Source organism: Ruegeria sp. BA2 (assembly GCF_056539605.1).
The window spans coordinates 1-18710 of record NZ_JBQFVE010000026.1 but is presented as its reverse complement, the minus strand read 5'-3'; the positions used below and the strand labels follow the sequence as shown (position 1 = coordinate 18710).

The 18710-nt window shown below is 55.4% G+C and carries 17 protein-coding genes and 1 pseudogene; 8 read left to right on the top strand and 10 right to left on the bottom strand.

Annotated features, from left to right (window positions below):
• Window positions 1–103 precede the first annotated feature (103 nt).
• The 5 genes from ACR0NN_RS24915 to ACR0NN_RS24895 all read left to right on the top strand — a co-directional run bounded on the left by ACR0NN_RS24915 (window position 104) and on the right by ACR0NN_RS24895 (window position 4400).
• Window positions 104–1081 carry an HpcH/HpaI aldolase/citrate lyase family protein gene (locus ACR0NN_RS24915; RefSeq protein WP_170727994.1) on the top strand — a complete coding sequence of 326 codons (978 nt, stop codon included), beginning with the start codon at window positions 104–106 and terminating at the stop codon, window positions 1079–1081.
• Between the two features lie 682 nt (window positions 1082–1763).
• A complete protein-coding gene (locus tag ACR0NN_RS24910; protein WP_170727993.1) occupies window positions 1764–2090 on the top strand; it encodes a PepSY domain-containing protein in 327 nt (108 codons plus the stop codon).
• Between the two features lie 83 nt (window positions 2091–2173).
• Window positions 2174–2857 carry a response regulator transcription factor gene (locus tag ACR0NN_RS24905; protein ID WP_170727992.1) on the top strand — a complete coding sequence of 228 codons (684 nt, stop codon included), beginning with the start codon at window positions 2174–2176 and terminating at the stop codon, window positions 2855–2857.
• Entirely contained in the window at window positions 2841–4112 is a 1272-nt protein-coding gene (locus ACR0NN_RS24900) for a sensor histidine kinase (protein WP_480685827.1), read from the top strand. The genes ACR0NN_RS24905 and ACR0NN_RS24900 overlap by 17 nt, the downstream gene beginning before the upstream one ends.
• Window positions 4113–4190: 78 nt before the next feature.
• Window positions 4191–4400, top strand: a complete 210-nt coding sequence (locus ACR0NN_RS24895) for a hypothetical protein (protein WP_170727991.1) — start codon at window positions 4191–4193, stop codon at window positions 4398–4400.
• A gap of 160 nt (window positions 4401–4560) precedes the next feature.
• Here the strand turns inward: ACR0NN_RS24895 and glnT are convergent, their stop codons facing one another.
• The 10 genes and pseudogenes from glnT to ACR0NN_RS24845 form a co-directional block, all read right to left on the bottom strand.
• Window positions 4561–5889, bottom strand: coding sequence for a type III glutamate--ammonia ligase (gene glnT / locus ACR0NN_RS24890; protein WP_170727990.1), 1329 nt, complete (start codon window positions 5887–5889; stop codon window positions 4561–4563).
• 81 nt (window positions 5890–5970) lie between these two features.
• Entirely contained in the window at window positions 5971–7299 is a 1329-nt protein-coding gene (locus tag ACR0NN_RS24885) for an FMN-binding glutamate synthase family protein (protein ID WP_170727989.1), read from the bottom strand.
• A gap of 19 nt (window positions 7300–7318) precedes the next feature.
• Window positions 7319–8002 carry a GltB/FmdC/FwdC-like GXGXG domain-containing protein gene (locus ACR0NN_RS24880; protein WP_170727988.1) on the bottom strand — a complete coding sequence of 228 codons (684 nt, stop codon included), beginning with the start codon at window positions 8000–8002 and terminating at the stop codon, window positions 7319–7321.
• A gap of 1 nt (window position 8003) precedes the next feature.
• Window positions 8004–8900, bottom strand: coding sequence for a class II glutamine amidotransferase (locus ACR0NN_RS24875; RefSeq protein WP_170727987.1), 897 nt, complete (start codon window positions 8898–8900; stop codon window positions 8004–8006).
• 175 nt (window positions 8901–9075) lie between these two features.
• On the bottom strand, window positions 9076–9726 hold the full coding sequence (locus ACR0NN_RS24870) for an XRE family transcriptional regulator (RefSeq protein ID WP_170727995.1): 651 nt from the start codon (window positions 9724–9726) through the stop codon (window positions 9076–9078).
• A 157-nt stretch (window positions 9727–9883) separates the two neighbouring features.
• Window positions 9884–10204, bottom strand: a pseudogene (locus tag ACR0NN_RS24865) (integrase core domain-containing protein); the annotation flags it as partial.
• Window positions 10205–10534: 330 nt separating this feature from the next.
• Window positions 10535–12052, bottom strand: coding sequence for an ABC transporter permease subunit (locus ACR0NN_RS24860; RefSeq protein WP_170685513.1), 1518 nt, complete (start codon window positions 12050–12052; stop codon window positions 10535–10537).
• Between the two features lie 10 nt (window positions 12053–12062).
• Window positions 12063–13112: a betaine/proline/choline family ABC transporter ATP-binding protein gene (locus tag ACR0NN_RS24855; protein WP_170685514.1), complete on the bottom strand. Its 1050-nt coding sequence runs from the start codon at window positions 13110–13112 to the stop codon at window positions 12063–12065.
• A gap of 61 nt (window positions 13113–13173) precedes the next feature.
• The gene (locus ACR0NN_RS24850) at window positions 13174–14142 is read right to left on the bottom strand and encodes an ABC transporter substrate-binding protein (protein ID WP_170727986.1); all 969 of its coding nucleotides are present in this window, start codon (window positions 14140–14142) and stop codon (window positions 13174–13176) included.
• Window positions 14143–14177: 35 nt separating this feature from the next.
• A complete protein-coding gene (locus ACR0NN_RS24845; protein WP_480685824.1) occupies window positions 14178–16322 on the bottom strand; it encodes a DUF1989 domain-containing protein in 2145 nt (714 codons plus the stop codon).
• Window positions 16323–16606: 284 nt separating this feature from the next.
• Between ACR0NN_RS24845 and ACR0NN_RS24840 the strand changes: the two genes are divergently transcribed.
• From ACR0NN_RS24840 to ACR0NN_RS24830, 3 genes are all read left to right on the top strand, one after another.
• The gene (locus ACR0NN_RS24840; protein WP_170727984.1) at window positions 16607–17620 is read left to right on the top strand and encodes a LacI family DNA-binding transcriptional regulator; all 1014 of its coding nucleotides are present in this window, start codon (window positions 16607–16609) and stop codon (window positions 17618–17620) included.
• A 233-nt stretch (window positions 17621–17853) separates the two neighbouring features.
• Window positions 17854–18117, top strand: a complete 264-nt coding sequence (locus tag ACR0NN_RS24835; RefSeq protein WP_480685822.1) for a transposase — start codon at window positions 17854–17856, stop codon at window positions 18115–18117.
• A gap of 103 nt (window positions 18118–18220) precedes the next feature.
• Entirely contained in the window at window positions 18221–18538 is a 318-nt protein-coding gene (locus tag ACR0NN_RS24830) for a transposase (protein ID WP_480685820.1), read from the top strand.
• The last annotated feature ends 172 nt before the right edge of the window (window positions 18539–18710 follow it).

Below are 18710 nucleotides of genomic sequence, written 5' to 3'. Positions count from 1 at the left end.
CGAAGACGGCAACGGTGCGGTTGAGGCAAAAGTCAAAGCCGAAGTCGCCGAACTCTGCGCCCGCTTCCCAATTTATCCAAACCTCTGAGACAAGGACCAGATCATGAGCTTTCACGCAATCGAGCAAGCACCCGCACGTCTAAACCGCAGCGAATTGGCCGTACCCGGCAGCCAGCCGGGCATGTTCGAAAAGGCGGCAAAATCAGATGTCGATGTCATTTTCCTTGATCTGGAAGACGCGGTTGCACCTGACGAAAAAGAACAGGCCCGCAAGAACATCATCGAGGCTCTGAATGATATCGACTGGGGCAACAAAACCATGTCGGTACGGATCAACGGTCTGGATACGCATTACATGTACCGTGATGTTGTGGATGTGGTCGAGCAGGCAGGCAAGCGGTTGGACCTGATCATGATCCCGAAAGTGGGGACTGCCGCAGATGTTTATGCGGTCGACATGATGGTCACCCAAATCGAAGATGCAATGGGCTATAAAAAGCGAATTGGGTTCGAGCACATTATCGAAACCGCGCTTGGGATGCAGAATGTCAGCGAAATCGCAGCCGCTTCAAAACGAAACGAAAGCTTGCATTTTGGAGTTGCCGACTATGCGGCGTCCACCCGCGCGCGAACAACCATTATTGGCGGTGTGAATCCGGATTATTCGGTTCTGACAGACCCAGATGCCGAGTCTGGACGCGCAACCCATTGGGGGGACATGTGGCACTATGCATTGGCGCGCATGGTCGTCGCCGCCCGTGCAAATGGATTGCGACCGATTGATGGCCCATTCGGAGATTTTCAGGACCCCGAGGGATACAAAGCCGCCGCCAAGCGCGCCGCTGTTCTCGGCTGTGAAGGCAAATGGGCCATTCATCCCAGCCAAATCAACCTTGCCAATGAGGTTATGTCGCCTGCTGACGCCGAAGTGACCAAAGCGCAGCGAATTCTTGAAGCGATGGCCGATGCCGAAGCCGCGGGCAAGGGTGCAGTTTCATTGGACGGGCGCCTGATCGACTATGCCTCAATCCGGCAGGCTGAAGTAATGGTCGAAAAAGCCCGGCAAATCGCTGCAGCTTAATCTTGCCATGATTGCGCTATGCTAAACTACAGTATGCAAATCTGATGACGATTGCTTTGCCGACGATAACCCATGAATAGGGTTATTGTCGGCCCTTTATCCAGCCATACGAACAATTACCCGAAAAATTCGAACTTAGTCGATCATTAGATTGAAACACCTTGAAAACAGTTTCCGAGTGGCAACCCCTTATGACGCAAAGGTCAATTCACACCCGGAATCTCCCCGTTTCAGCAGTTTGTTCAACTGGCAGGATAATCAGCCCACCTGTGCCATCTCCTCAGCCTGCCAAGGAATTTGTGCCATTTGTAGACGCCAAAAACGCAAAAGGTAATTTTGACCGATGCTGCGCGCTGTCCCAATGTCAGAAATGCGCAGAAAGCGGACTTTGCAAATTTTAGCGGTCGGCTCGGCGCCGACCTGAAGCGACTGGGTATATTTTACAGTCGCAGCCTGCTTCCCAAACCCTCACTGCAACGCGCAAAACTCGCCTAAACTCAGAATTAGAATACGAGTATGTAGCTCGCCTGCTAGCTATCTCCTTACGTTGGACAAGAATGCGCGAGACCATCAGTTTACAAAATTGTATACTTCGCCGCATCTTCCAGCAAAGCTCGGCTCCCATGTTGATCTCATCGGAAGGCAATGATGCCTTCAAACAACAAAACGATGGAGAGAAAACATGGACAAGAAAAACGCTGCGCTCGGCGCACTGGCAGGTCTGGTTCTTACAGGAGCTGTCGTCGGCTCGGTTTCGGCACAGAACACCGCAGATGCGACGGGTCTAACTATGAAGCAAGCTATTGAAGTCGCGCTTCAGGAAGTGTCCGGTGAGGTTCAGGAAGCGGAACTCGAAAATGAAGACGGGATGATGATTTATGAGATCGAAATCCTGGATGCTAGCGGTCAAGAGTTCGAAGTCGAGATTGCCGCCGACACCGGTGCAGTGATTGAGGTTGAGGCTGAAGATGAAGACGACGATGACGACAACGATGAAGATGAGACATAGGTCGCGGCCAAGCTGCGAATGATTGGCCAATTCGGAGGTCGCTCACTAGAGTGGTCTCCGAATGCGTGGCGGTAAGGGTTCACATGCGAATTTTGTTTCTGGAAGATGACAGCCAACTTGGGTCTTGGGTTACCAACGGCCTGCGCGAAGAAGGTCATGTCATCGACCATTTCGAGGATGGTAAAGACGCTTTGATGGCGGCTATGGCTCAGGAGTACGATCTTCTAATTCTGGACCGTATGGTCCCGGGCCTCGATGGGTTGGCGGTTCTGAAATCCTTGCGCGCCTCGAAGAATACCACCCCTGCGCTTTTTCTAACAGCTTTGGGTGAGGTCGACGCCCGAGTCGAAGGATTTGATGCTGGTGGCGATGATTATCTTACAAAACCTTTCGCCTTTGCCGAACTCTCCGCCCGCGTGGGCGCTTTGGGCCGCCGCCGTGATGGTTTGGAGGCGAGATGGGCAGAAGCCACGGTCTTGCGCCATGGAGATTTAAGCCTCGATCTTCTGGCGCGAACCTGCAAACGCCAGGATCAACAGATTGAGCTATTGGCCAAGGAGTTTAAACTTCTGGAATACTTGATGCGAAGACCGGGACGATTGGTGACACGTACGATGCTGCTGGAACAGGTCTGGGATATGAGTTTTGACCCGACCACAAGTGTCGTAGAGACCCATATCAGCCGCTTGCGCACCAAAATCGACAAGCCGTTTGACGCACCGCTGATCCGAACCCGTCGTGGGGAAGGCTATGTCTTTGGCCGGTAATCTGGTCTGGCTTCGCCGCTCCTCGACCTTGCGGCTGACGTTGATATTGTCAGCCATCTTCGCGCTTTGCATGGCTACCGCAGCCTATATAGCGATTGCGGTCGGATCGGATGTGTTCGAACGCCGTATCGATACGACGCTGGATGCACTGGCGAAGGCCTCGGCCCTTGAGGGTGCGCGCGGGGACCGATTTGGCGTCATCTTGCGCCACCCGGGTGATCTCGAAGACCTGCCAATTGCTTTTCAGCGTGTGGTTGCGCGCGGTGGGGGGACGGTGGAGCTGTCTCAAGATTTTCGAGATTCCGAAGCCTGGCGCGTTCTTGTAGATACCGACAGTCAAGGCGCGCCGGTCATGGCGGCTGTTCCGGTTGATGACGCGGAGGATGCGTTTGAACTCCTAGGCGGTGTTCTATGGACCACGATGTTTACAATGATTGTTCTGACATTGGTCGTTGGCTTTGCCACCGGTATCTTCGCACAGCGACGTCTCAAGCGGATCAACAGCACGCTTTCGGCGTTGGCCTCTGGCGACCTCAGCGCGCGCACGGAGATCAAGCGGAACAAGGATGACCTCGACGACATGGCACGTCAGGTGGATTTGACTGCCGCCGAGTTGGAGCGGCTGGTCGCCCAGACCCGTCATCTCAGCGCGAATTTAGCGCATGACCTCCGCACCCCACTGGCCCGCCTGCGGTCTCGACTTGAAAGCTTGCCTGAAGGAGACGAACGCGGTGCAGCCCTGGAAGAAGCAGGGCGTTTGTCTGGCATTTTCGATACGATCATGCGGGTCGCTCGGATCGAAGCCACGCACGGCACAGATGGTTTCGAAACGGTTGATTTGGCGGACTTGATGACCGACTTGTCGGTGACCTTTGGCCCAGTGGTTGAGGACGCAGGCAAGGTGCTGCAATTTGATGCGAGAGACGCTGAAGCGGTTTTCGCAGATCGTCAGATGCTCGTTCAGGCAGTTGCAAACCTCATACAAAACGCGATGCACTATGGTGGGGACAAGATCGATCTGGCAGCACGTGGTCGCACCATCAGTGTCGCCGACAACGGCCCAGGTGTGGCGTCAGAGAAATACGCCGAGATCATTAAACCCATGGTCCGTCTTGACGCAACACGGCAAAGCAAGGGTTCGGGTTTAGGCCTCGCCCTCGTCCGTGCGGTTGCAGATCGCCATGGTGCAGATCTGATTTTATCGCAAACCGATCCTCAGGGGCTGACGGTGACGCTCAAGTTTGCAGATTTGTAAGTTTTGACCGAGGCGGGCGTAAAGTCCGACCCATATATCAGTTTCATCAACACAACAAATGAAACTGGAGATTAAGCCATGAAAACCTTTCTGAACAAGGTGACCTCTGCTGCTGCTGGTGTGGGCCTCTTTCTTGTGGCTTGTGTCGTGGCGAGCCTTGGCCTGTCCTTTTTGGTCTTTTTGGCGATGTTTGCGCTCGCGGTTGTCGGCCTACGCATCTTGGCTAAGCCCCTTCTGACCTTGCTTCAATCCTCGGAGCGCAAGGAAATCGAGGCCGTTACCTCGTAAACCCGACTGCCTACGGATCGCACGACTGGTGGCACCAAGTACCCTGCGCTGTTCATTGGGGCTTTACCGGCATCTGGAAAGTCATTCTCGTTACGCCAGCAAACATCCATTGCGATTACTGCCTAATTTTCGTGGCGCACAGCTAAGGTCTTTTTGCCCCTCAGATATCTAGCGTGTGCTCTTTCTCCCATCGCGAGAAGTGGCTAACGAACGAGTTCCACTCCTGATGCTTCATCTTAAGGTAAGCGGTCGAGAATCCTTCGCCCATGGCAGCTTTCAACTCTGCATCCCTGTCATATTCGCGCAGCGCATCCAGCATGTTCAGTGGCAGTTTCGGCGCGTCTTTGACGGTATGGCCTTCGGCATACATGTCGATATCGTAACGACGGCCCGGATCGGCCTTGGATCGGATACCTGACAGGCCTGCCGCGATAATCACCGATTGCAGCAGATAGGGGTTTGTCGCCCCATCAGCCAGGCGCAACTCGAACCGGCCCGGTCCAGGGATGCGGACCATGTGTGTGCGGTTGTTGCCAGTCCAGGTCACTGTGTTGGGCGCCCATGTGGCTCCCGACATCGTGCGCGGCGCATTGATGCGCTTGTAGGAATTCACCGTCGGGTTGGTGATCGCTGCCAGCGCGCTGGCGTGTTTCATGATCCCGCCAAGGAAATGCTTGCCCTGCTCGCTGAGGCCAACTTCGCCCGTCGGACCGTCACCCTCACCGGCAAAAACATTGGTTTTCGCATCCGCGCCGGGCGCGTCCCAGACCGAGATATGGGCGTGGCAGCCATTGCCCGTCAGCCCTTCGACGGGTTTGGGCATGAAAGTGGCGCGGAAACCGTGCTTTTCGGCCACCGATTTGGTCATGAATTTAAAGAACGAGTGCTTGTCGGCGGTGCGGAGGGAATCGTCGAACTCCCAGTTCATCTCGAACTGGCCATTTGCGTCCTCGTGGTCGTTCTGATACGGACCCCAACCCAATTCCAGCATGTAGTCGCAAATCTCTCGCACCACATCATAGCGTCGCATCACCGCCTGCTGGTCGTAACAGGGCTTTTCGGCGGTATCGAACGGGTCGCTGATCTGTTCGCCATCCGGGGTCAGCAGGAAGAATTCAGCCTCAATCCCGGTTTTCACATGCAAGCCTTCTGCGGCGGCCTCGTCGATAAGGCGACGCAGCACGTTGCGGGGTGCTTGGGCGACATCCTCGCCCTCCATCACGCAATTGCCCGCGACCCAGGCGACCTCGGGCTTCCAAGGCAGTTGGATCACCGACGAGGGGTCCGGCACGGCCAGCATGTCGGGGTGCGCCGGGGTCATGTCGAGATAGGTGGCAAAGCCTGCGAACCCTGCGCCCTCCTCCTGCATATCGGCAATAGCCTGCGCTGGGACCAGTTTAGCCCGCTGTCCACCGAACAGGTCGGTGAACGATATCATATAATATTTAACGCCGTTTTCTTTGGCGAAAGCAGCCAGATCTGTCGTCATGGTCGGCCTTCCTTTCCCTGTTGATCACTCCAATGGATGAAAGACGCAGCCCCGTGGGCGCAGCGCCTTTTAAATTTCAGATCAGAACCCGGCCTTGCCCGGATACCAGTCGGTGCCTGCCAGAGGCACTTTTGCCATCGCAGCCGCCTCCATCGTCAGGGCACACAGGTCCTCGGGCTCCAGGTTGTGCAAGTGGTTGTGACCGCAGGCCCGCGCGATGGTCTGCGCCTCAAGCGTCATCACCTTCAGGTAGTTGCGCAGCCGCCGTCCGGCCTCGACCGGGTCCAGGCGTTTGGCCAGCTCCGGGTCTTGCGTGGTAATACCCGCCGGGTCCTGTCCTTCGTGCCAATCGTCATAGGCCCCGGTGGTGGTGCCCAGCTTCTGGTATTCAGATTCCCATTTTGGATCATTGTCACCCAGAGCAATCAGAGCCGCCGTGCCGATAGCCACCGCATCCGCGCCCAGGGCCATCGCTTTGGCCACGTCAGCCCCGGTGCGGATGCCGCCCGAGATCACCAATTGCACTTCGCGATGCACACCCAGATCCTGCAGCGCCTGAACGGCAGGGCGAATACAGGCGAGCGTCGGGATGCCCACATGCTCGATGAACACGTCCTGCGTGGCTGCCGTGCCGCCCTGCATCCCATCCATCACTACAACATCTGCACCGGCCTTCACCGCCAGCGCGGTGTCATAATAGGGCCGAGTCGCGCCAACCTTGACGTAGATCGGCACCTGCCAATCGGTGATCTCACGCAGTTCGAGGATCTTGATCTCTAGATCATCCGGTCCAGTCCAGTCCGGGTGACGACAGGCCGAGCGCTGGTCAATGCCCTTGGGCAGCGTGCGCATCTCGGCCACGCGGTCGCTGATCTTTTGGCCCAGCAACATGCCGCCGCCGCCAGGCTTCGCGCCCTGCCCGACCACGATCTCAATCGCGTCAGCCTTTCGCAGATCGTTCGGGTTCATGCCATAGCGTGACGGCAGGTATTGATACACCAGCTTCGAGGAATGACCACGCTCCTCGGGCGTCATGCCCCCATCGCCCGTGGTAGTGGAGGTCCCGGCAGCGGATGCCCCTCGGCCCAAGGCCTCTTTCGCGGGACCGGACAATGCGCCAAAGCTCATGCCCGCAATGGTGACAGGAATGTCCAACTCGATAGGCTTCTTGGCAAAACGCGTGCCCAGCGTCACCGAGGTATCGCAGCGTTCGCGATAGCCCTCCAGCGGATAGCGCGAGACCGAGGCCCCCAGAAACAGGAGATCGTCAAAATGGGGCACCTTGCGTTTGGCGCCGCCACCGCGAATGTCATAGATGCCGGTCGCCGCAGCACGCCGGATTTCCGCGTTGATCGGGTTGGTGAAGGTCGCCGACTGAATCGGCGTGGTGCGGGGGATGGTCTGATCCATATATTTCATACCTTCGTACTCAGTAATCGGCTGCGTTGTCGACGTCGAAATTATAAAGTTGACGGACCGAGCCGTAACGCTTGAACTCTTCCGGCTTGGCGTCCGAGCCCGCGCGGTCCAGCAGGTCAGTCAAAATATCGATATGTTCCGGCCGCATCTCTTTCTCGATGCAATCCGCGCCCAGGCTTTTGACCGAGCCGCGCACAAAAAGCCGCGCCTCATATAGCGAGTCGCCAAGCGCATCGCCCGCATCACCACAGACGACAAGATTACCGGCCTGCGCCATAAAGGCGGACATGTGGCCGATATTGCCGTGCACGACGATATCGATCCCCTTCATCGAAATTCCACAGCGCGAGCTGGCATTGCCCTTGATCACCAGAAGGCCGCCATGCCCAGTTGCACCCGCATATTGGCTGGCGTCACCTTCCACGACCACGGTGCCCGACATCATGTTTTCGGCTACACCCGGACCCACCGAGCCTTCGACCTTGATCGTCGCCTGCTGGTTCATGCCCGCGCAATAATACCCGGTCGAGCCTTTGACGGTCACCTCAATCGGCGCGTCCAGCCCTACAGCAATGGCGTGGCTGCCCTTAGGGTTCTGCACTTCCCAATTGGTCTGGTTGCTTTCAGCACTTTGTGCCTGAAGGATTGAGTTCAGACCCCGCAGGCCGTTTTCTGCAACGTCATATGTCTGCATCTTAGTGGCTCCAGAAATAAACGGTTGCGGGTTCGGGTTCCCACACTTTGGCGTCTTCGATTCCCGGCAGATTGACCAGCGCGCGGTATTCGCTGCCAAAGGCCACGTATTGATCGGTCTCCGCCATCACTGCGGGTTTGCAGGCAATCGGGTCGCGGACTACGCCGAACCCGTCCTTGGTACCCACGACAAAGGTGAAGAACCCGTCGAGATCGTCCAGACTGCATTCCAACGCCTCACCCAAAGTAGCCCCGTTCTGCATCTTCCAGGTCAGGTATGCTGCACCCACCTCGGTGTCGTTCATCGATTCCACCCGCACGCCTTCGCGCTTGAGCTTGCGGCGCAGTGCATTGTGGTTCGACAGCGAGCCGTTATGAACCAGACACTGGTCCGAACCGGTGTTGAACGGGTGTGCCCCTTCGGTAGTCACCGCGGATTCCGTTGCCATGCGCGTATGGCCGATGCCGTGGCTGCCACTCATGGCTGACAGGTTGAACCGCTCGGCAACGTCTTTGGGCAACCCGACCTCCTTGTAAATCTCCAACGTCGATCCATCCGCCATGATCCGCAGACCCGGACGCATCTCGCGCACCGCTTGACGGGCCTGTTCGACTTTGGACCCGTCCAATTCCAGCACCGCATGGGTATCGTTCGACCGCAGCGAAACCTCAGCCCCAATAGCCGCGCCCAGATCGGCCGCAAGGGTCGCAAAATCGACCTCGGGCGCATCCGACTGCACCGTCAGCTTCGCCACCCCATCCGATCCTTCGCCATAAATAGCGATGCCCGCGCTGTCGGGGCCACGATCAGTCATCGTCACCAGCATATCCGTCAACATCGCGCCCAATTCAGGCTCCAATGTCCTGTCCTTGAGAAACAGACCGACAATTCCACACATCTGCTTTTGCCCTCTGAAAGTTTGTCGAGAAGACGCTAGCAATACAGTGTAGAAAACGCAACTTAAAGAAATAATTTTTCCTATAAGGAAAATTCCGAAATTGTAAAAGTGATAAGCACCTTAGATACCGGCAAGCGAGTATGACTGGGCACCGTTGAAATCAATGTTTTAGCATTCAACTGGTCTGCGGATACGAGATGATCGACAGGTATTTAGCCGGAAGTTTCACCAAGTCTTCGGGCCCGTGCGGCGCGTCCGCATCAAAAAAAAGTGTATCGCCGGGCTTGAGAGAATAGATCGTGTCGCCATGCCGGTAGTCGACTTCACCTTCCAACATAAACAGCATCTCGATCCCGTCATGCTGAAAAGTCGGAAACCTATCCGATTCCTCCGTCAGCGAGATGAGATACGGCTCAACCACGACACCGCTGGCATTGGCCCCCAAATGACCCAACAGGTTGTACTGATGGCCTGCCCGCGTCCCTGCCCTTTCTGTCTCAACGCCTTCTCCTGCTTTGGTATGCACCGCGTTCCGGGTTTCTTCGTAGCGGCGAAAAAACGATGTTATCGGCGTACTGAGCGCGTTGGCCAGCAATTGCAAAGTCGTCAACGAAGCCGAGGTCGCCCCGTTTTCGATCTTGGACAGCATGCTGATCGAAAGTCCGGTAGAGGTCGATAATTCCGCAATAGTTATGCCTTGCTGTAAACGCAACGCCTTGATCTCGCGACCGATCGCCGTTTCCAAGTTCTTTTCGCCGCTGTCCCGAACCTTGTGCGGATCCTGCGACAACACCACTGTTTCGTCAGTTTTTTCCGTCTGCACCATCGCCATCCCCTTGATCCCGATGTTTTCTTGCCCAACCATGGCACCAGAAATCCTGATATGGGTGGCAGATCTTGTAAGGAATCTTTTTATCACAGTGTAATAACAGCAAGATCAATCAAGGCAAATTCTGTAGTTTAACAACGGTGGCTGAGATACATCAGATATCGGCAACTTCTGAAATCCCGAGTTCAATGGTCGGGACCGGATCTAAGTAGCCCGATTTGACATGACTAAATCGATTATTGGCGCATGATTGCCTCAACTCCATCGTGATGGTGGTTGTCGTGGCTGGTGGGCGATAACCCAACGCACTGTGAGGACTCGTCGAAATGTAGTGTATCCTCAATTATTCGATCAGAATTTGAGCCTCGCGCAAGCTGTGGAATATCTCGCCTTTGAGCAGTTCTCTCCTCATCATCCCATTGAAGCTTTCGCGATGTCCGTTTTCCCAAGGTGACCCTGGCTCGATGAAGAAGGTCTACCCGTCGACGGCAGCGGCATACGTTCCCAGCAAAGCAGCGGTAGTGCAGTTTAAGCGACGGCATGCTAATCCAGCGGCAATCGTAGCCCAACCTCGGCGGCGATCGATGTGTATTCGCAGTCTGGATAGGCTGTATTCACATCGCGCATATGATCCACAGGGATCAGCTCAAGCCCCACATCCACTCTTTTGACAACCCTCCACAATCTGGTTACCTAAGCTCATCGTGGTGGCCAAGATAACTTGGCGCGATCCAAACTAACAGCCAAGCCGTCAATGAAACCCGCGGTCAAATTTACGGACCAGACTCGGATGGCGTCCAGACTATTATTTCTTCCCGGCGACGATGCGGTCCAGGATGAGCGCACAGAACAAGATCGCGAGGCCAGCCAATATGCCCTGTCCGGCTGCCGCGTATTGCAGTGCCTCCAGCACGTCTTCGCCCAGGCCCTTAGCGCCGATCAGCGAGGCGACAACAACCATGGCCAGTGACATCAGAATGGTTTGGTTCACGCCCGCCATAATTGTCTTATGCGCCAAGGGCAGGTCCACGCGCCACAGCAAATACCGTGGCGTTGCACCAAAGGCCAACGCAGCTTCACGCACGGTTTCTGGCACTTGTTGCAGTCCGAGGACAGTGAAACGAATTACCGGCGGGCTTCCGAAAATCATGGTCGCAACAACGCCTGCAGGTTTGCCCGATCCGATGAACGCAACCACTGGAATGAGATAGACGAAGGATGGCATAGACTGCATGAAATCAAGAATAGGCCGCACGATCGCGAACGCCCGTGGTCGACGTGCACAGTAGATGCCCAGCGGGATGCCCAATGTGATTGAGATCAACGCCGCCGCACCCAGCAGAGCAATCGTGGTCATTGCTTTTTCCCAGAAGTCCAGCAGACCCAGATACGCCAGCGCGGCGCCAGTAAAGATTGCCACACGAGCGCCAGCAGACAGGTAAGCCAACATGATGATCACCAGCGCCACCACAGGCCATGGAGTATCAACCAAAACCACTTCGATCCAGTCCAACAGGGTGCGCATTCCAAAGGTCAGCCCGTCGAAAAATCCGCGCCCTGCGGTCTTTGTCCATTCGAACACCGCCTGCACCCCGTCACCGACATTCAAACGCCAGTCTCGGTTTGTTGGGAAGGTTTTCAGAACGGCCAACGCATCCGGCTGCGCGAATTTGATCATCGACAGGATCACCACAACAGCGGTCAAAGCCGAAGCAACTACGAGCCGGGAGATTGACCAGCCGTTGGCGACGCTGGGGTTCGAACGCCAGCGCGCAAACTGTCCTTCCAACGTCCAGTTGGCCAGGGATGCGGCCAGAAATTTTACAGCTAATAACAAAACGATCCCGACCAAAAGATAAGTAGCCCCAGTCGAATCTGCAGTTCGCGCTGCCTCTTGCGCTCCCGCCAAGGCACCCTCAAGAGACTCTGCTGCTCGTTTCAGTGAATCCAAGGTAGCAGAGCCGGATTGTTCTGCCGCCGCAATCTGCTGTCTGCGCAACTCCAGCGTCTGCTCGATCTGCTCCGCCCTTTCGCGGAATTCGCGCCCAAGGTCGCCAAATAGGCCAAGACCGATCTGAATATAGGCCAGCGTTTCCAGTACCAAAAACCCGAGAAACCACGACCACAAACCTCGTGCACCGAACCAGACCGGGCCCAGGATTGCAGCTGCTTTGTTGAGTGTAAAGCGATAGCCGGGAGCCTGCATCATATAGGCAAAGGTCTTTTGATAATAAGCTTGCCCTTGTCCCACGAATTCACTGATCAAGCCATTCAAGCGTTCAGCGGTTTCCGGTTGGATCTGTTGCATATCAACATGTTTCATAGCGGTCCCCTTATGCCTGGCTGTCCTGAATGGCGCGGATCAGACCCGCACGGTTAATCACGCCCACGGTCTTGCCATCCTGTGTCACGGCGACGACACCGTGACCGTCTACACAGAGGTTCATCAGATCGGAAAGATCCATATCCGGATGGGCCTGTTTCGCATCGTCCGGTACTTCACCGTGATGTGCCTCGAACTCATCAACCGGCTTCATTACTGCATGGGCAAAGATCATGTTAAGTTTGGATATCCCGGCTACGAAATCGGCCACATAATCGTCTGCAGGGTTCAGGATGATCTCTTCCGGTGTGCCGATCTGCACGATGCGCCCGTCTTTCATGATCGCGATGCGATGGCCGATGCGGATTGCTTCATCAAGGTCATGGGTGATGAACATTGTGGTTTTGTTCAGCTTGTGGCTCAGCTCCATAAACTGATCCTGCAACTGTTTGCGGATCAATGGATCAAGGGCTGAAAACGGCTCATCCATCAACAGGATTTCTGGGTCAGCAGCGATGGCGCGGGCCAGCCCAACGCGCTGCTGCATCCCGCCCGACAGCTCATGCGCGTATTTATCTTCCCAGCCGTTCAATTCGACCAGTTCCAGTACGCGATCCGCCTCTTCCCAGCGGCGCGCTTTGCCAGTGCCACGGATTTCCAGCGGCATCGCAACGTTGTCACGGACAGTTCTGTGGGGCATCAAACCGAAGTTCTGAAACACCATCGCCACTCGCCTGTTACGGAGATCGCGCAAGCCTTCGTCATTCAGGCCCATGACGTCCTCGCCGTCCAGATAAATGTGGCCATCGGTGGGTTCCAACAGGCGGTTCACATGCCGCACAAGGGTCGATTTGCCTGAGCCCGACAGACCCATGACACAGAAAAGTTCGCCCCGTTCGATCTGAAAACTGGCATCAGCCACGCCGACGACGCAGTTAAAGCGCTCCAACACATCGGCCTTGCTCAGCCCCTCGCTGTGGATTGCGTTCAAAGCTTCCTGCGACCGCGTGCCGAACACTTTCCAAACACCCTTGGCGTCGATTGCAATATCCGCTGTCATACTGGCCTCATCGGAGTTGATGGTCTTGGTGGTGCCCCCGCAACACGGGGGCACAAGTGCTTTAGTTGGTTGCCAGTCCCAGCCAGCCGTCAACCGTATTGCCATTCGCGGCAATCCATTCAGCCACAACCTCATCGGTATCCCGGCCTTTCACGACGACTTCATAGGTCAAACCGCTCAGCTCGCCTGCGTCCATGTCGATATTCGCCAGGAAGGAGGCCGCGGCCGGATTGCGCTGCTCAAGGGATTTTGAGTGCGCTACGGTTACAGTTTTGACGGGCTCGCCAGTGCTGACGTTGGATTTGTTAAACCAGTCAGCGTCCTGATCCGGTTGGACCATCTTGTATGTCGCGGCATCATGCTCGGGCTCTTCCAGAATGGTCACATCGTAAAGAGCGTGAACATAATGCGGAGCGTAGCAGTAGAAAGCGGCCCCTTTCTTCTGATCAATCTGATCCTTTAAGCGAGAATAGAATACAGTCTCATCTTCGGTGGTCGGTGTAAGGAAGGTCTCGATCCCATAGTCCCGAACGCGTACTTTGAAGGTGTTGGTCGAGGCCCAGCCCGACGCGCCTACCCAAACCTCTCCCATACCGTCGCCGTCCGAGTCGAACAGCTCTTGCGCCATGGGTGTGGCCAGATCGTAGATCGAACGGATATTGTGATCCTCGACCATATAATTCGGCACACAAATCCCTGCGCGGCCTTCATAGCTGCCTGAAGACAACGCAACGGTGCCTTTCTGGTCGACATATTCATCTGTGAAGGACGATTGGTTCGGAAGCCAAACATCGGGGTGCACATCGATATCGCCACGCCCGCCATCCATGGCGGCAAAGATCACAGCATTGGCGCCAGGAGCATAGCCGACTTCACCACCTAAGCGCGTTTCGATGACTTGGCCAATGACCCGGCTCATGATCTTGGCACCAGGCCAGCTAGGTTCACCGACTGTAACTTTGTCTTGTGCGATGGCTGTTGTTGCGCCAAGAGCCAATGCCAAAGTTGCTGTAAGCGTAAGTTTTTTCATATCATTTCTCCCGTTGTGTTCAGTTAATTGCGCGATCACACGCGCGCCCGCTTGCGTTGCGGATCTATGAATGGAATGTCTGTAACGATGGCGCGCAAACGTTTCATCCGCCCGTCTAGCTGACCAATCTCCAGTTCGGTGCCATTGTTCGCGTGTTCGATCGAAAGCCGTACCATGGCGATCGCGCGTTCCAGCATTGGCGATCGCGTCGCTGAGGTGACAATGCCAACCGGGCGCTCACCCGCATAAACATGTGCACCTTGGGCGGGTACATCATCGCAGCCAATCAGCAGACCTTTGAGCACCCGGCGCGGGTCGTGCGCGTTACGTTCCAATGCCGCTTTTCCCGTGAATTCAGACTTGGTCAGATCAACGGCAAAGCCCAATCCAGCCTCAAGCGCATCGACGCCTGGCGCGAATTCGGCGTTTGCCGCAGCCAAACCTGCTTCGATGCGGATGATGTCTAGCGCGGCCGAGCCCATGGGTTTTATTCCGAACTCTTCTCCGGCAGCCATCACCGCGTCCCAGATCGCTATGGCATCTGATTTGGAGCAAAAGATTTCGTACCCCAATTCGCCGGTATAACCCGAGCGAGACAACATAAACGGCGCGCCCTCGCGATCGTTCAGTCGCGCAATGGTGACGCCGAACCATTTTAAATCATCCAAGCCCGGCACATGGGGTTGGGTAAAGGCAATTTTGCGCAGTAACTCACGCGATTTCGGCCCTTGAATTGCGAGATTTGGCATTGCTCCACGCATCGCATGCACCCGCACCTGCAAGCCGCGCGCATTTGCCAACTCTTGTAGCGCCCGCCCGCTCTCTTCCGACCCGCAGCACCAGCGGAATATCTCAGGTGCGAGGCGGAATAGTGTACCATCATCAATGACCGATCCGCTTTCATCACACATCAGAGTGTATGACCCGCGCCAAACTGCGAGTTTTGCGACATTGCGAGTAGTTGCCAGCTGCATCAAAGCTTCAGCATCCGGGCCAATGATGTCGAACTTACGCAAGCTGCTCATGTCCTGCACGGTCACGGCCTCACGGCAGGCCCAATACTCGCCCAGCGTGCCATGGGCGGGGTAACTAACCGGAGTCCACAGATCCCGAGCAGGTACAAAATGCTGGGTCAGTGAAGCCAGGCGATCATGAAACGCAGACTCCTGACTGATCGACATGGGAGCGTTTTCCTTTTCACGATATGCAACTGCACGGCGGATTGGCGTTTCAGGACGGTAGATGCGCACATGCACATCGGTCGGGTTCCAGCCGTTAATGGGATCAATATCGTCCGGGCATGCGGTAGAGACACAAACCAGGTCCTCCAATGCGCGCATTGCAACGTAATCACCAGGGCGCGAGTGGGATTCCTCAGTCAAGATGTGATGAGATGCCGGGTCGATCCAGGTGCTCCAGAAGAAATTTATTGCTGGCCACGCCAAGCGCCGTGCCACCCCATAGTTCGCCAAAGCATCTGAAATATTATCAGAGCAGTTCAAGTGACCTGGAAAGCCTCTCTCTTCGTAGCCACGGGCTGTGCAGGCCAATCCAAATGTATCGTGCCGTCCACAGGTGTCCTGAACCACATTCAGCAAGGGTCGCATCTCGCGATCAAAGAACTTGTCCAGTAAACCAGGACCGGGATAGGCGCGCCGAACCATAGATCTGGTCGCAGTCGAGTCGATCATCCACTCCTGGCCCAGATCCAAACCATCTTTTCGCAGTGCCATGAAGTCAGAACACTGTTGACCCTCTACATCAATGATCTGAACGATTTCTCCGGCCTTCAGTTCATACGCGAACGCGCTGCCCCGTTTCACGGTGAATTCATCCCGAGTGTCGCCAAGTAAAGGAGGCAGATGCGGCCCTTTGACCGTTGCCGATTTGTGCAGGACTGTAATGCTCCCGGCGCCACTGCCCTCAACAAACTCCGCGACCCTAGTGGTGCGGATCAACCAGATCATAAGCGGTTTCTCTGCGCGAAGAATCAGCGGGTCTGGCACGTGAACCATACTGTGACAGTGAACTTGCTGACCTCCGCCATGTGCCGTGATCCAGGCCAAAAGCTGAGCATGGTCAAAACCATCCCAATCAATCACACTGGTTGCAGTCAGGCCCAACGCAGACAATCCCGGTCGCCCATCGTCTGTGAAAGCCACAACGTCCAGCGACGTCATGGGGCTAACCCCCTCAATTGAAACCAAATCCCCGGGTTTCACAGCCAGTTGAACTACTTCGCGGGGGGCAAGAATGTGCGTGCGAGTATCCGATGCATCTGGAAAGCCTGGAAATAGACGGCCAGGGCCGTCAAACCCAGTGTTCGTGAATGCATATAGGACAGATGATCCCTGCATGTCGGCGTTGGAATCCCATTATGTAACTAGTTACAGAGGTTGATGAAACTAGTTACATATGTCAACTCTTTCCTCTAAAACCTGCGATACGGATGCTAGATCTCAGTATGAAAAAAGCTCAAGAGCCCAAAAAACGTGCAAATCTCAGGGATGTAGCGAAGGCGGCGGGCGTCTCGGTAGCTACGGTGTCACGTGTATTAAATGAACCCAAAGTGGTAAAGAAAGACACTTTGGAGAAAGTTCAAACCGCGATCGCTACACTGAAATTCGTTCCCAGCGCCGCTGCACGTGCAATCAATTCCGGTAGAACCCGTTTCGTCGGTGCGTTGATCCCCACACTGGACAATGCGATTTTTGCCAAGTTTCTTGCAGCTCTTGAACGAAAGCTGTCAGAACACCAATTGTCCTTAATCGTCGCGACGACAGACTCCGATACCGATATGGAGGCAGAGAAGGCGAAGGGGCTGGTCGAAATCGGAGCCGAAGGCCTGATTGTCACTGGCGCTACCCATAGTGATGCTTTGTACGAGCTTATCGAGCGTACTGCGCTTCCGACAATCATCACCTCCTACTATGAAGCCGACAGCGCTCTGCCAACGATCGGTTACGACAATGCCGCCGCCGCACAAATTGCTTTGCATCATTTGGTCAAACTCGGCCACAAAGACATTGTGGTTGTTCATGGCCCAATTCAGGACAATGACAGGACAAGAGCGCGTCTTGACGGCCTAAAGACCTTTGAGTTCGCCGGTAACTTGGTGAATTTTGAAACTCCGATCAGCCATCAAGGTGGAGCAGATATTGCTAAGCGCATTTGTAGCATGCCTAGGCTGCCTGATGCCATTTTGTGCCTTTCAGATGTCGTTGCACTGGGCGTTTTACTGGGCCTGCAGGCTCAGAAAGTTTCGATTCCAGAACAGGTTTCAATGATCGGCATTGACGACCTTCCAACTTCTGCGGTCGCTGTGCCACCTCTGACAAGCGTACATTTACCGGTGACTCAAATGGGTGAGCGTGCGGCTGATGGGTTGGCGCAATGGATTACAACGCAACAACCCCCTAAATCCAAAAAACTGGATGCTAAGCTGATCATCAGGCGCTCGACATACAATCTCAAATGAATAGCCTTAGAATACGGTGCCATCCGATCAAGTCGGACAAAAGTCGTCGGCACAGATTCCGTTGTAGTGCTTTAGCCAAGCAAACCATCGTGACGATTGCCTTGGGGTAAAGCTTTACAAAGCATGGTCACGCTTGAGCGGAATCACAAGGTGGTAACTCGTTTGCTTTTTGTCAGAATGCATTGATTTTGGTCGCAGCGCATGATTCACGGCTCCGAAAACGGAGCGGCGAAATGAGCGGCCTTTTCTGGCTGAACGACGAGCAGATGGCACGTCTGGAACCTTTCTTTCCAAAGTCTCACGGAAACCCCCAGGTCGATGATAGGCAGGCGCTGAGCGGGATTATCTTCATCAATCGCAATGGCTTGCGTTGGCGCGATGCGCCTGCCGCCTATAGTCCACATAAGACGCTTTACAGCCGTTGGAAGCGCTGGAACGAGAAAGGCGTCTTTGCGCAGATGATGGTTGGTTTGGCTGCTGAGCATTGCGAAGAATAGACCGTGATGATCGACGCGACCTATTTGAAGGCACACCGCACCGCGACCAGCATGGCCACGAAAAAGGGGGCGTGGCCGCCTAATCGGTCGGACCAAGGACGGGGTGAATACCAAACTGTATGCCATCTGTGGCAGCCTAGCACGCCCGATCGACTTGTTCGTCACCACCGGGCAGGTGAGCGATTACATCGGCGCACGGGCGTTGCTTGGTCGTTTGCCAAACGTAAAATGGCTGCTCGGGGATCGCGGGTACGACGCAGACTGGTTCCGAGAAGCATTGCCGGACAAAGATACGCGCCTGTATCCCTGGACGCAAGCAACGCAAGACGCCGGTCAAATACGACAAGCGCCGCTACAAACGCAGCAAAAGGAGCGAGATCATGTTCGGCAGGCTCAAGGATTGGCGGCGCGTAGCGACTAGATATGACCGATGCCCATAGGTCTTCCTCTCTGCAATCGCCCTCGCAGCTGTCGACATATATTGGTTATGAATCCTCACCCGAGCTTTGAGGATGAACAGGGCCGTGTCGAACGCGGTCGGGGTTTTGCTTCGATGCAGGGGTCGTATCGGCTGAAGGGCGGGCTTGGCAAAA